We start from the raw sequence: 12,956 nt of genomic DNA, 5'->3' as shown, positions 1-12,956 counted from the left end.
TCAGATGCCGCGGCGGCGCGCCGCCATGAGCACGCCGATCGTCATGATGCCGTTGTGCAGGCGCCCCTCGGAGATGCCGTCGAGCACCTCGGAGATCGGCACCCATGCCTTGCGGATGTCGGCCTCCTCGTCGTCCCGATCGAAGGTCTCGCCGGTCGAGCGCACCCCGCTTGCGAGGAAGATCCGCACGAACTCTTCGGATCCCCCGGGCGAGACCGCGAAGTTCCCGAGGTCCTCCCACCGGTCGGCCTCGAGGTCGGCCTCTTCCGCGAGCTCGCGAGCGGCCGCGTCGCGAGGATCCTCGCCAGCGACGTCGAGGAGACCGGCGGGGATCTCCCAGTCGCGACTGCGAATCGGGTGACGATACTGCTGGATCAGGAGCACGCGGTCTTCGTCGTCGATCGCGACAACGGCCACGGCGCCCGAGTGATCGAGATAGTGCCGCACGAGCGACGTCTTGCCGTAGCGGAAGGTGTCCTCGCGGACGTCCCAGACGTACCCGTTGTAGACGACCTCGCTGCGCGTGACGTCGACCTCGAAGGGCTCGTCACGAAGCGTCGTCACTCAGCGACCTCGAACAGCTCGCTCGAGCTGGCGCGCTCGATCGCCGCACCGACGAGGCCGCGGAACAGCGGGTGCGCCTCGGTGGGCCGCGACCGCAGCTCGGGGTGCGCCTGCGTGGCGATGTAGTACGGGTGCGTGTCGCGCGGCAGCTCGACGAACTCGACCAGGTCGAGGTCGGGGTTCAGGCCCGAGAACACGAGGCCCGCGTCGGCGATCTGGTCGCGGTAGCGGTTGTTGACCTCGTAGCGGTGACGGTGGCGCTCCTCGACCTCGGTCGTGCCGTACACCTCGGCCGCGATCGAACCCTCGGCGAGCTTCGCCGGGTAGAGCCCGAGGCGCATGGTGCCGCCCAGGTCGCCGCCGTCGAGGATCTCGACCTGTTCCTGCATCGTCGCAATGACGGGGACGGGCGTCTCCGGGTCGAACTCGGTCGAGCTCGCGCCGGCGAAGCCCGCGACGTTACGCGCATACTCGATGACCATGGTCTGCATGCCCAGGCAGATACCGAGCGTCGGGATCCCCTGCTCGCGCGTGAACTTCAGCGCACCGAGCTTGCCTTCGATTCCGCGGATCCCGAAGCCGCCGGGCACCACGATGCCGTCGAGGTCGGCGAGGTTCTCACGCGCGCCCTCTTCCGTCTCGCACAGGTCGGAGGGGATCCACCGGATCCCGACCTTCGCGCCGTGCGCGAAGCCGCCGGCCTTGATCGCCTCCGTCACCGAGAGGTAGGCGTCGGGCAGGTCGATGTACTTTCCGACGAGACCGATCGTCACCTCGTGCTTGGGGTGGTGCACGGCGTCGAGGACGCGCTGCCAGCGGGTCCAGTCGACCTCGCCCGCCTTGGTGTCGAGCCCGAGCTTCTTGATGATGACGCTGTCGAGTCCCTGCGAGTTGAGCGTCGTCGGGATGTCGTAGATGCTCGGCAGGTCGACCGTGTTGACGACCGCGTCGGCGTCGACGTCGCACATCAGGGCGATCTTGTTGAGGTTCGCCTCGGTCACGGGGCGGTCGCTGCGCAGCACGAGCGCGTCGGGCTGAATGCCCACCTGGCGCAGAGCGGCGACGGAGTGCTGGGTCGGCTTGGTCTTCTGCTCGCCGGAAGCGCCCATGAACGGCACGAGCGAGACGTGGACGAAGAAGACGTTGCCCCGGCCGAGTTCGTGGCGCAGCTGACGGGCGGCCTCGAGGAAGGGCTGCGATTCGATGTCGCCGACCGTGCCGCCGACCTCGGTGATGATGACGTCGGGCTTGCGCTCGGCCTCGGCCTGCAGGCGCATGCGGCGCTTGATCTCGTCGGTGATGTGCGGGATCACCTGCACCGTGTCGCCGAGGTACTCGCCGCGGCGTTCGCGCTCAATGACCTTCGAGTAGATCTGACCGGTCGTGACGTTGGCGGCCTGGGAGAGGTTGACGTCGAGGAAGCGCTCGTAGTGTCCGATGTCGAGGTCGGTCTCCGCGCCATCGTCGGTGACGAAGACCTCGCCGTGCTGGAACGGGTTCATCGTTCCCGGGTCGACGTTGAGGTAGGGGTCGAGCTTCTGCATCACGACGTGCAGGCCGCGCGCCGTCAGCAGGTTGCCGAGGCTGGCCGCCGTGAGCCCCTTGCCGAGAGAGGAGACGACACCGCCCGTCACGAAGATCTGCTTGGTAGTGGTGTCGGTAATCGCCGCGTCAGAAGTCTGCATCACGGGCTTCGATCCTATCCCCCGAGTCCGGGCTCCAGATGTGTGCGGCTGGGTCGCACGCTGAGAAAGCACTGAGCACGAGCATACTCACCCCGTGCGCGGCGCGGGAGATGGCCCCGTGCGCCACATGAGGACGGACGCCGTGATGGCGAGCGCGATGTTCGCGAGCATGATGATGCCCGGAACGGCGAACCACGGCTCCTCGCCGTAGGCGTTGACCGAGCCCCAGAACCAGGTCACGATGCTCGCGATCGTGAACCCGATCGAGACGAAGCTCACCGCTTCGCGGGCGGTTCCGCGGCGCGGGCGACGCAGCACGCCGATGATGCCCGCGGCGAACGCCGGCAGGGCGAAGACGTACTGGATCCACACGGGGCGTGCCTCCGCGATGCGCATCGCGCGCCACTCCGCGCGCGTGCCCGCCTGTGCGAACGTGCCCTCGTCGAAGACGAGCTGTATGCCGGCGTCGGAATCGTCGTACTCGGTGTCGAGGCCGTACTCGCCGGGCCCGGCGAAGCGCATCGTCGTGACGTCCCCGGCGCGCGTCACCTCCGCCTCGCGGTCTTCGCGATCGCGCCGGTCGATCTCCCAGCCGGTCGGGGCTTCGGCGGCGAGACTCGCGAGTTCCTCGGGCACCCTCAGGCTCGCGCTCGCGCTCTCGAGGGGCGTGTCGTAGTCGTCCCAATCCCAGTCCCAACCGGGTGCGAGCGCCGCCCACCGGATCCGCTGCTGCCAGCCGTCCGCCGTTCTCACCGTGGCGACGGGCGAGGCGACGACGTAGTCGATCTCGACGGTGTGGGTGCCTGGCCACGGCGCCTCGATGCGCGTCTGCATCATGGCATGGTCGGCCTGCACTCGCGGCGCGGAGACGCGTTCCTGCTCGAAGGGGACCGGGGATCCATCGACGCGCACCTCGGTGACGCTCAGGCGGGTGTCGTGGCCGTCGACGCGATCATGCCAGTCGCGAAAGAGCTGCGGCGTGCGCCCCGCGTCCAGCACGGTCACGTCGAGCGTCTCCGTCACCTCGATCCGCGGGTCCGCGGATCCGCCGGCGATCCCGGCCTCCGCGTCGAAGCGCTGCACGCTCACGCCGTAGCGCCCCGGCCGGTCGAGCTCGTAGCTCGCGCTTCCCGGCGCGTCCGAAGTGGGCCCGGGGAAGACCGACACGAAGACGATCGCGGCCGCGACCGCGAGCACGGGCACGACGCGCACCGATGCGCGGAGCGCCGGAAGGCCGCGCGGAGTGCGATCCGGCTCGATGCGCGCATCGGCGAGCACCCGCTGGATCGTTCGGGCTGACTCGCGCGGGGTGCGGGTCATCAGCGCGTACGGGAGCAGCCGGTCGTGGATATCGACGAGCTCGCCGAGGTTCGCCCCTCGGTCGTATAGGCGAATCCCCTCGACCGCGTCTCGCAGCTTGGCGCCGCGCGGCGTCAGCGGTGCCGCGGTGAGGACGACCGAGGCGGTGATGACCGCGAGCACGATGAGCAGGCCCGTGGCGGCAACGGGCCACCACTCGAGGCCGATGCGTTCGTGACCTGCCAGCTGCCGAGTGAGCGCGAACTGGGCTCCGACGAGAACGACGGCGGCGGCGAGCAGGACGTGGGTGACGAGCCCTCGCGGCCGTCGCCGGAGCTTCTGCTCGAACTGCTCGCGCCAGGCTTTCGACGAGCGGTACCCCGACGGGCGCGCGATCGCGAGCCCGGGTGACGCGGCGAGCCGTGCCTCACGGGCGAGCTGCCGCTCGTGACGAGCGCTCGGTTCGCCCTGGTAGCGCGCCACGAAATCGACGAGACGCACGGTGCGCCGGGCGCGCATCACGCGCGCGGCAACCGAGGGCGAGACGCCCTTCGGCGGGGTGAATCGCGCGACGATCCACGGGTCTCCCTCGGCATCGGACCACAGCGCGGCCCGCGCGGCGAGGGCGCTCGTCAGGAGCACGGCGCAGAGGGCGAGCGGCAGGAACGGCCCGAGCAGCATGAGCCAGAACAGCACCGTCGGCGTCGGCATCGAGAAGGTGCCCTCGTCGAAATCCGCCTCGATCGTCATCGACGCGTACGGGGGCAGGTTCTGGTCGTTCGTGACGCTGTACCGCACGAGTCCCGGCCCGACGCTCTCCGGTTCGAGAACGGCCGACGAACCGATGATCGTCCAGTACACCGCACCCCGGGGCCCCGATACGAGCGCGTCCGAGAGTTCGCGCGGCATCGTGATCGAGAACGCCGTCTTCGCCGAGCCCTGCTCGAACTCGGGGCCGAACGCGTCCCAGTAGATCGTCTGAATGCGCCTCCCGCTCGAGGGATCCTCGGTGTCGTAGGCGAGGTCGTCGAGGCTGTATGCGAGCGAGAACTCGTGGTCGCCGCTGAGGCGCTCCCCCGCATCGAGCACCCAGCTCGTGCGCGTCGCCGAACGGCGCTCGTCGGGCTCGATCGCCTCGCCGTCGAGCGTCGCGGAGCTCAGCCGCGGATTCAGGTCGTGTCCCTCGAGCTCGGCCAGCACGGTGCGTTCGATGCCCGACTCGTCGATGTCGTCGGGGAAGAACGCCGTGAACGACTCGACGACCTGGGCGCGGAGCCGGCCGTCATCGCCGAGCTCGAGGCTCATCTCGACGCTCGTCTCCCGGGCGATCCACCGGTCGTGCGCGGCATCGCGCGTCGTGTCGAGCACGTCGTCGAGCGAGGTGGGCGCGTTGACGATCGGTCCGAACAGCAGCACCGCGCAGCCGATGAGCAGGAGAACGCAGGTGGACCATACGGCACCGATACTTCGCCGGCTCGCCGCTTCATCGCCGCGCTCCCACCTGGCCATGCGCCCGGCCAACCAGCCGTACAGCGGCGTGTGGCGGGGCGGGGCGGGCGCGGGGATCCGCTCGGGAGTCGACACGGGTCTGCTATCCCCGAGCGACCTCGAGCAGCTCGCGGGCGTGGGTCAGCGCCGCTTCGCTGTCGGCCATACCGCTTAGCAGCCGCGCCATCTCCGCCTCGCGCTTCGCTCCCTCGAGGCGCGTCACGCTGGAGGAGGTGATTGAACCGTCGTGCGACTTGACGACGCTGAGATGGTTGCCCGCGAAGGCGGCCACCTGCGCGAGGTGGGTGACGGCGATGACCTGCGACTTCTCGGCGAGCTTGGCCAGGCGCCGCCCGACCTCGATGGCCGCGGCCCCGCCGATGCCCGCGTCGACCTCATCGAAGACGAAGGTCGGCACCGGATCCGTCGCCGCGACGACGACCTCGATCGCGAGCATGACGCGGCTGAGCTCGCCCCCGGATGCGCCCTTCGAGACGATGCGGGGTTCGGCCCCGGGGTGGGGCGCCAGCAGGAACGACACGGTGTCGCGGCCGTGGACCGACTCCGGTCCGTCGGCGACCTCGACCGTGAGCGTCGCGTTGGGCATGGCGAGGGCGTGCAGTTCCTCCGTCGCGAGCTCGGCGAGTCGCGCCGCGGCCGTGCGGCGCTCGGCGCTCAGGCGTCCCGCGGCCTGGTCGAGGTCGGCCCGTGCCGTGTCGCGATCCGCGGCGAGCCGCTCGATGCGGTCGCCGTCGTCGTCGAGCTCCGCGAGACGCGCGGATCCGCTCTCCAGCAGCGCGATCGCCTCGTCGAGGGATCCGTGCTTGCGCGCGAGATCCGCGAGCACGGCGCGCCGCTCCTCGACGGCGGCGAGCTCCGTCGGCCCCTGCTCGTCGAGGTCCGCGAGATAGCTGGACAGCTCGACGGCGAGGTCGCCGATCCGGTAGTTGATCTCGTCGATCGCCTGGCCGATCGACGCGAGAGCGGGATCCGTCGCCCGCTCGAGCCCGCGTCGTGCCTCGCCCAGCAGGGTCGAGACATCGCCCGACCCCTCCTCGCTCGAGAGCGCCTCCCGCGCGAGCATGGCCGCCTCGCGGAGCTGCTCGGCGTTCGCGAGCCGCTCCGCGCGCGCGGCAAGCTCGATGTCCTCGCCCGACGTCGGCGCAGTCGTCTCGATCTCGGCGAGCGCGTGCCGCAGCCGCTCGGCCTCGGCGGCGCGCGAGTCCCGCTCGGCGACGAGTTCGGTGAGCTCGCGATCGATGCGAGTGAACGCCTCGTACGCGGCACGGTACGCCGAGCGGGCGTCGCGCACTACGTCGCCGCCGAAACGGTCGAGGGTCTCGCGCTGCTCCGCCGTCGACTTCAGGCGAAGCTGGTCGGTCTGCCCATGCACCGCGACGAGCATCTCCGCGAGTTCGCCGAGCACGCTGGCCGGCGCGGTGCGCCCACCCACGGATGCGCGGCTGCGCCCCGATGCCGAGATGGTGCGCGAGAGGTAGAGCTCGCCGCGACCATTCTCCGCGGGTTCGAGCTCACCGCCCGCCTCGCGCACCCGATCGGCGACGCGGCCCTCCGCGGGCACGTTCCAGATGCCCTCGACGACGGCCTGATCGTCGCCCGAGCGCACCGTCCCGCTGTCGGACCGCTGCCCCATCAGCAGCCCGAGACCCGTGACGACCATGGTCTTGCCGGCGCCCGTCTCGCCCGTGATCGCGGTGAAACCGGGGCCCATGGGCAGGACCGCGTCGGCGATCACGCCCAGGCCCGTCAACCGCATCTGTTCGATCATCGGGTGGCCTCCGAGTTCGGCTTCACGATGTTGATCGATGTCGTCTGCATCGATCCGGACGGCCCGCGCCACCCCTGGACCGGCAGCTGAAACTTGCGCACGAGGCGGTCCGTGAAGGCCGCGGGGTGCAGCCGCGCCAGACGCACCGGCACCGGCGAACGTCGCACGGACACCCGGGCCCCGGCCGGCAGCGCGTAGCTGCGGCGGCCATCGCACCACACCACGCCCGATGCTCCCGGTGAGTTCTGGAGTTCCAGCGCGACGGCATGTTCGGGGCCGACCACGAGCGGGCGCGCGAAGAGCGCGTGCGCCGAGATTGGCACGACCGTGATCGCCTGGACGGTCGGCCAGACGACGGGGCCGCCTGCGGAGAAGGCGTACGCCGTCGATCCCGTCGGGGTCGCGATGACGACGCCGTCGGCGCCGAAGCTCGACAGGGGCCGGCGATCGATCTCGAGCACGACCTCGATCATTCGCCCCGGGCTGTCCTTCTCGACGGTGACCTCATTCAGCGCGAAGCTCTCGAACACGACCTCCCCCCGCGCGTCGCGCACCTTTACGGACAGGGCGAGGCGCTCCTCGACGTCGTAGTCGCCCGCGATCGCGCGCGCGACCGCCGCGTCCATGTTGTCGCGCTCGATCTCGGCGAGGAAGCCGACGTGCCCCATGTTGATCCCGAGAACGGGGGCGGTGCCCTCGCGGACGAGTTCCGCGGCGCGCAGGATCGTGCCGTCGCCGCCGAGGACGATCGCGAGGTCGACATCGGCGATGGGAACGTCGACGCCGAGAACCGCCACATCCGAGAGCACCGGCGCGAGCACGGACAGGTCGGCGCGATCCTCGGCGTCCATGACGGCGAGCGCGCCGGAGCGGGTGAGCGTATCGACGACCCGCACCGCTGCCTCGACCGTGTCGTTGCGGTGCGCATGCGCGACCACCAGGATCTTGCGCTTCGTCATCAGCCATCCCATCCTCAGTGAAGCCAGGTGGTTCCCATTGTGTCGGATCGCGCGGCTGATGCGGGACGCGCGGCGGCGATTCGTCTAAATGTTCGAAGAACGTTCAGACTGCGCGAAACGAGATCCGCTCATCGCACCGCACGGCGGATCTCCGCCGCCCAGCTGCGGCGGGCGCCATCGGCGCGGAGGTGGAGCAACGCCTCGCGATTCCCGTGCATCCCCTCGACGGGCGACGGCAGGACGCCGTGCGCGACGAGGCCCGCACGCTCCGCCGCGTCGACGACGTCGGCGACCGCTCGCTCCCGCAGGTCGTCATCGACGACGACTCCCCCGCGAACGCCCGTGCGCCCGACCTCGAATTGGGGCTTCACGAGCAGGATGACGTCCGCCGCGTCTGCCATCACCGCGCGGACGGCGGGAAGCACGTGCGCGAGCGAGATGAACGAGAGATCGCCCGTCACAACGCTCGGCGCCTCGTCGACTCCGCTCGCGGATGCGAGGCTTTCGCGCGTCATGTATCGCACGTTGTACCCCTCGACGACGCTCACGCGCTCGTCGGCGCGAAGCTCGCCCGCGAGCTGGTCGTGACCGACGTCGACCGCCATCACGCGCTCCGCGCCCCGTTCGAGAAGCACCTGGGTGAAGCCCCCTGTGGACGCGCCGAGGTCGAGCGCGAGGCGCCCGGCGACGGCTACCCCGAATCCGTCGAGGCCGGCGATCAGCTTGTGCGCCGCGCGGCTCACCCAGTGATCCGCTTCGACCTCGAGCGTCTGCTCGGGGGCGACCCTGGCCGCGGGCTTGACGGCGATGGATCCATCGACCCGCACGCGCCCCTCGGCGATGAGGCGCGCGGCGTGCGTGCGCGAACGCGCGAGGCCGCGGGCGGCGAGCTGGGCGTCGAGGCGCTCGCTCACGCCTCGGCGTCCCGTTCGATCTCGCGCGCGAGCTCGTCGTAGGCCGCCTGATACGCCGCCGCTCGTTCGTCGAGCGGCAGTTCTTCGATCGCCTCGGGATCCATCATCACTGCCTGTGGAAGGTATCGCGGTAGAGGATCTCGGGAACGTTGAATCCGAAGATCGCTCGCCCGGTCGACCAGATCGCGTGCGCGCCGGCCCGCAGCAGATTGAGTTGGCTATCGCCCTCATCGAGGATCTCGATCTGCGGCCCGTCGCTCGTGCGGATCTTCGCCGAGCCCACCGTCGTGACGCCGTTGCGCTGCTTGACCTCCGGGTACGGCTCGAACAGGTCGCGCAGGTCGCCGACGATGTAGGTGGGGCGCGAGTGCGAGGGCGCCGCGAGCACCTGCTTCGGTCGGTCGATGCCCGTCAGCACGAGCGCCGACGCCATGCCCGCCGCCTGCGCGCCCTGGATGTCGGTGTCGAGGCGGTCGCCGATGAACAGCGGCTTCTTCGCCCCGAAACGCTTCGTCGCGGCGTGGAAGATCGGGGCCTCGGGCTTTCCCGCGACGGTCGCGAGTCGCCCCACCGCCGTGTGAACGGCCGAGACGAGCGTTCCGTTCCCGGGCGCGATGCCGCGCTCGCGCGGAATCGTCCAGTCGGTGTTCGTCGCGATCCAGGGGATCCCGCCCTCGGCCTCCGGAGTCTTCAGCGCGTAGGCCGCCTCGGCCAGGTGCGTCCACGAGACGTCGGGGTTGAAGCCCTGCAGCACCGCCGCCGGAGAATCGTCCGCGCTCCGCGTGACGACGTATCCCGCCTTTTCGAGCTCGACGACCAGCCCCTCGCCGCCCACCACGAGCACCGTGGATCCGGCGGGGACCTTCTGCGCGAGAAGCGCGACGGCCGCCTGCGGGCTGGTCACGACATCCTCCGCTACCGTGTGCAGCCCGAGATCCGCGAGGTGCTGAGCAACAGAAGCGTCGGTGCGCGAGGCGTTATTCGTGATGAAACCGATCTTGCGCCCCTCGCTCTCGGCGCGGTTGAGGCTCTCGACCGCGTGCGGGATAGCGCCGGGGCCGGCGTACACGACGCCGTCGAGGTCGGCGAGCACGACGTCAACTCCGTCGAGCGGGGTGGGGTCCTTCCGTCCGAACAGCGCCATTACTTCTCGTCCTCGCGATCGTCGTCGACGATGCCCGCCTCGGCGAGGATCTCGCTCACCTCGTCCTCGATCGACCGCTCGCCCTCGGCGGGGTCGTACGCCGCGTCGTCCGCGATGCCTGCCGAGTCGGCCGGTTCCTCTCCGGCGTCCTCGGTCTCGACGGGCCCGAGGTCGTTCGTGTCTTCACCCTGCTCTGCGTCGGCGGGGGCGTCCGCCTCGACGGCCGCGTCTGCGGCTTCCGAACGCTCATCGGCGTCTTCGGCGCCTTCGGCGTGTATGGCTTCCGCGCGCTCTTCGGCGTCCTCGGCGTCCTCGGCGTCTGCGGTTTCCGCGCGCTCTTCGGCGTCCTCGGCGTCCTCGGCGTCTGCGGTTTCCGCGCGCTCTTCGGCGTCCTCGGCGTCGCCGTGATCGTCGGCCGACTCCGCGCGGTCGTACGCGGCCTCGTCTTCCCACTCGAGCCCCAGGTCGCGGGCGTGCATCTCGTGCACCATGACGGTGTCGTCCTCCGCCAGGCGGGTTTCGACGGCGTCCGCCGCGACCTCGGCGCGATGCGCCCATTCGGCGGCCTCGTCCGTGCGACCGAGGTCTTCGAGCACGGCGGCGCGCGCCGCGAACAGTCCGGCGCTCCACTCGTACGCCTTGTTGGGGTCGTCCTCGGGGATGTCGAGCTCGTGCAAGGCGAGCTCGGTCTGGCCGAGGTCGAGGCGAGCGCCCGACATCGCGATCGCAAGCTCGACGCGCTGCGCGATCGGGAGCGCCTCGCGATCCGTCGCGCGCCCCTCCTCGAGCGCCTTCTCCGGGCGTCCCACCCCGCGCTCGCTGTCGACGATCATCGCGGCGTGATCATTGCGTCCGGTGATCCTGCGCACGGTACGCAGCTCCCGAAGCGCGAGAGCGAAGTCACCCGTCGCGTAGGCCGTGATGGCGAGCGTCTCGCGCACCACGGCCACACGACCGGCGTGACGCATGGCGGCCTGTGCGTGCTCGTGCGCGAGCACCGGGTCGTCATCAATCGCCTGAGCCGCCATCGCCATGTGACGCGCGACCCGCTCGGCGTTCTCGGCGCTCAGGGTCTTCAACTCGTTGCGCGCCGCCGGGGCGAGATCCTTCGGGGTGATGTCCTCGGGCAGCGCCGGATCCGCGATCCGCTCGCGGTGCGGGGCGAGGGGGTTCTCCTCGCGCTCATCCCAACGGTCGAAGCGGTCGCCCCCGCGATCGTCACGGCGATCGTCACGGCGATCGTCACGACGATCTTCACCGTGGAATCCCCCGCGATATCCGCCGTCGCGGCGGTCGTCGCGACCCTGTGCGCGGTAGCCGCCGTCGCGGCCACCCTCGCGACGGTCGAAGGAACGTCCTCCGCGCGAATCGCCATCGCGGCCGCCACGGTAGCCGCCGTCGCGGCGGTCGCCGCCGGAGAATCCTCCGCGTCGGTCGTCGCCCTGGCGCGGGCCGCGGAATCCGCCTTCGCGGCCACCCTGGTAGCCGCCTTCACGGTTGCCCCTGTAACCGCCTTCGCGGCGCTCGGCAGGGCGTCCGCCTCGGGCGTCGCCGTCACGGCGTCCCTGGTAACCGCCCTCGCGACGGTCGGACGATCGGCCGCCGCCGTAGCCACCCTCGCGGCGGTCTCCCGAACGCGAGTCGCCGTCGCGGTTCCCGCGGAACCCGCCCTCGCGACGATCGCCCGAACGCGAGTCGCCGTCGCGGCCACCACGGTAGCCGCCGTCGCGGCCACCACGGTAGCCGCCGTCGCGACGGTCGCCGCCGGAGAAACCGCCACGACGGTCGTCGCCCTGGCGGGGACTACGGAACCCGCCGTCGCGGCCACCCTGATAGCCGCCTTCGCGGTTGCCCCTATAGCCGCCCTCGCGGCCCTCGTTGGGACGTCCGCCTCGAGCGTCGCCCTGCCGGCGCCCCTGGTAGCCGCCGTCGCGACGGTCGAACGAGCGCCCCTCGCGCGGGCCGCCCTCACGGTTTCCGCGGTAGCCGCCCTCGCGTCGCTCGCCGCCCTGGAAACCGCCACGACGATCGTCGCCCTGGCGCGGGCCGCGGAATCCTCCGTCCCGACCACCCTGGTAGCCGCCATCGCGTCGCTCGTCGCGACCGCCGCGGTAGCCGCCCTCACGACGGTCTCCACCCTGATAGCCGCCCCGGCGGTCGTCATCGCGACGCGGCCCGCGGTACGCGCCGTCGCGGCCGCCCTGCGATCCGCCCTCGCGTCGCTCGAAGGTACGCCCGCCGCGCGAATCGCGGTCACCGCGGTAGCCGCCCTCACGACGGTCTCCGCCCTGGAAACCGCCGCGGCGGTCGTCATCGCGACGCGGGCCTCGATACCCGCCGTCGCGGTCGCCGTTGCGCCGCTCTCCATCGCGAGGCCCGCGATAATCGCCGCGGCCGCCGCTGTTCCGGTCGGAGCCGGCCTCACGCCGAGGACGACGTTCGCCGTCGTTTCGGCGATCGTTCTTGTCGTTGTTCTCGTCGGTGGCCATGCCCACTCCCCTATGTCATGCGCGCTCAACGCGCGCACTCGTTATTCTTTGCTCGTCCTACGAGCCTAAACCAAACCGTAAACGCACAAAAGGGCCGCCCAGCATTGGGCGACCCTTTCGTCTAAGTAAAGTCCGGCGGTGTCCTACTCTCCCACAAGGTCCCCCTTGCAGTACCATCGGCGCTGAGAGGCTTAGCTTCCGGGTTCGGAATGTGACCGGGCGTTTCCCTCTCGCTAAAACCACCGAAACAACCAGCAACCAACACGCAAAACGTGCGGCAAACCTGTTTCAGATAGCGAAACACTATTCAACTATCAACAACCCCACCAGGGAATCAAACCCTAGGGGANGAACCACAAAGTGGACGCGAACTTTCATACAGAAGAAAGTGTTTATCAAGTCATCGGCCTATTAGTACCAGTCAGCTACACACATTACTGTGCTTCCACATCTGGCCTATCAACCCAGTAGTCTGCTGGGAGCCTCTCGGACCGAAGTCCATGGAAGTCTCATCTCAAGGCCGGCTTCCCGCTTAGATGCTTTCAGCGGTTATCCATCCCGAACGTAGCCAACCAGCCATGCCCTTGGCAGGACAACTGGCACACCAGAGGTTCGTCCACCCCGG

At 70.2% G+C, this 12,956-nt stretch carries 9 protein-coding genes and 2 rRNA genes; 1 reads left to right on the top strand and 10 read right to left on the bottom strand.

Annotated elements, in window-relative coordinates; translation table 11 throughout:
• From IEX05_RS02870 to IEX05_RS02835, 8 genes are all read right to left on the bottom strand, one after another.
• Positions 1-564, bottom strand: a complete 564-nt coding sequence (locus IEX05_RS02870) for an NUDIX domain-containing protein (protein ID WP_188699896.1) — start codon at positions 562-564, stop codon at positions 1-3.
• Positions 561-2,249, bottom strand: coding sequence for a CTP synthase (gene pyrG / locus IEX05_RS02865; RefSeq protein ID WP_188700376.1), 1,689 nt, complete (start codon positions 2,247-2,249; stop codon positions 561-563). Before pyrG ends, IEX05_RS02870 begins: the two co-directional genes overlap by 4 nt.
• Before the next feature lie 87 nt (positions 2,250-2,336).
• The gene (locus IEX05_RS02860) at positions 2,337-5,132 is read right to left on the bottom strand and encodes a DUF2207 domain-containing protein (RefSeq protein ID WP_188699895.1); all 2,796 of its coding nucleotides are present in this window, start codon (positions 5,130-5,132) and stop codon (positions 2,337-2,339) included.
• A 7-nt stretch (positions 5,133-5,139) separates the two neighbouring features.
• Complete coding sequence (gene recN / locus IEX05_RS02855) at positions 5,140-6,825, bottom strand: DNA repair protein RecN (RefSeq protein WP_188699894.1); 1,686 nt, start codon at positions 6,823-6,825, stop codon at positions 5,140-5,142.
• Positions 6,822-7,784, bottom strand: coding sequence for an NAD kinase (locus IEX05_RS02850; RefSeq protein WP_188699893.1), 963 nt, complete (start codon positions 7,782-7,784; stop codon positions 6,822-6,824). The genes recN and IEX05_RS02850 overlap by 4 nt, the downstream gene beginning before the upstream one ends.
• Positions 7,785-7,912: 128 nt before the next feature.
• Complete coding sequence (locus IEX05_RS02845; protein WP_188699892.1) at positions 7,913-8,698, bottom strand: TlyA family RNA methyltransferase; 786 nt, start codon at positions 8,696-8,698, stop codon at positions 7,913-7,915.
• A 106-nt stretch (positions 8,699-8,804) separates the two neighbouring features.
• Positions 8,805-9,842, bottom strand: a complete 1,038-nt coding sequence (locus tag IEX05_RS02840) for an HAD-IIA family hydrolase (RefSeq protein ID WP_188699891.1) — start codon at positions 9,840-9,842, stop codon at positions 8,805-8,807.
• Positions 9,842-10,921, bottom strand: coding sequence for a tetratricopeptide repeat protein (locus tag IEX05_RS02835; RefSeq protein ID WP_188699890.1), 1,080 nt, complete (start codon positions 10,919-10,921; stop codon positions 9,842-9,844). The genes IEX05_RS02840 and IEX05_RS02835 overlap by 1 nt, the downstream gene beginning before the upstream one ends.
• Here IEX05_RS02835 and IEX05_RS02830 point away from each other — a divergent pair.
• Positions 10,877-12,400: a hypothetical protein gene (locus IEX05_RS02830; RefSeq protein WP_188699889.1), complete on the top strand. Its 1,524-nt coding sequence runs from the start codon at positions 10,877-10,879 to the stop codon at positions 12,398-12,400. The genes IEX05_RS02835 and IEX05_RS02830 overlap by 45 nt on opposite strands.
• 61 nt (positions 12,401-12,461) lie before the next feature.
• On the opposite strand, the gene rrf is transcribed toward IEX05_RS02830, so the two are convergent.
• Positions 12,462-12,578, bottom strand: a 5S ribosomal RNA gene (rrf, locus tag IEX05_RS02825).
• Positions 12,579-12,722: 144 nt separating this feature from the next.
• Positions 12,723-12,956: ribosomal RNA gene (locus IEX05_RS02820) — 23S ribosomal RNA — on the bottom strand; the annotation flags it as partial.

Origin of the sequence: Microbacterium nanhaiense, from assembly GCF_014646015.1 — a bacterium.
GTDB classification, from domain to species: Bacteria; Actinomycetota; Actinomycetes; order Actinomycetales; family Microbacteriaceae; genus Microbacterium; species Microbacterium nanhaiense.
This window is presented reverse-complemented; position numbering and strand designations above follow the sequence as displayed.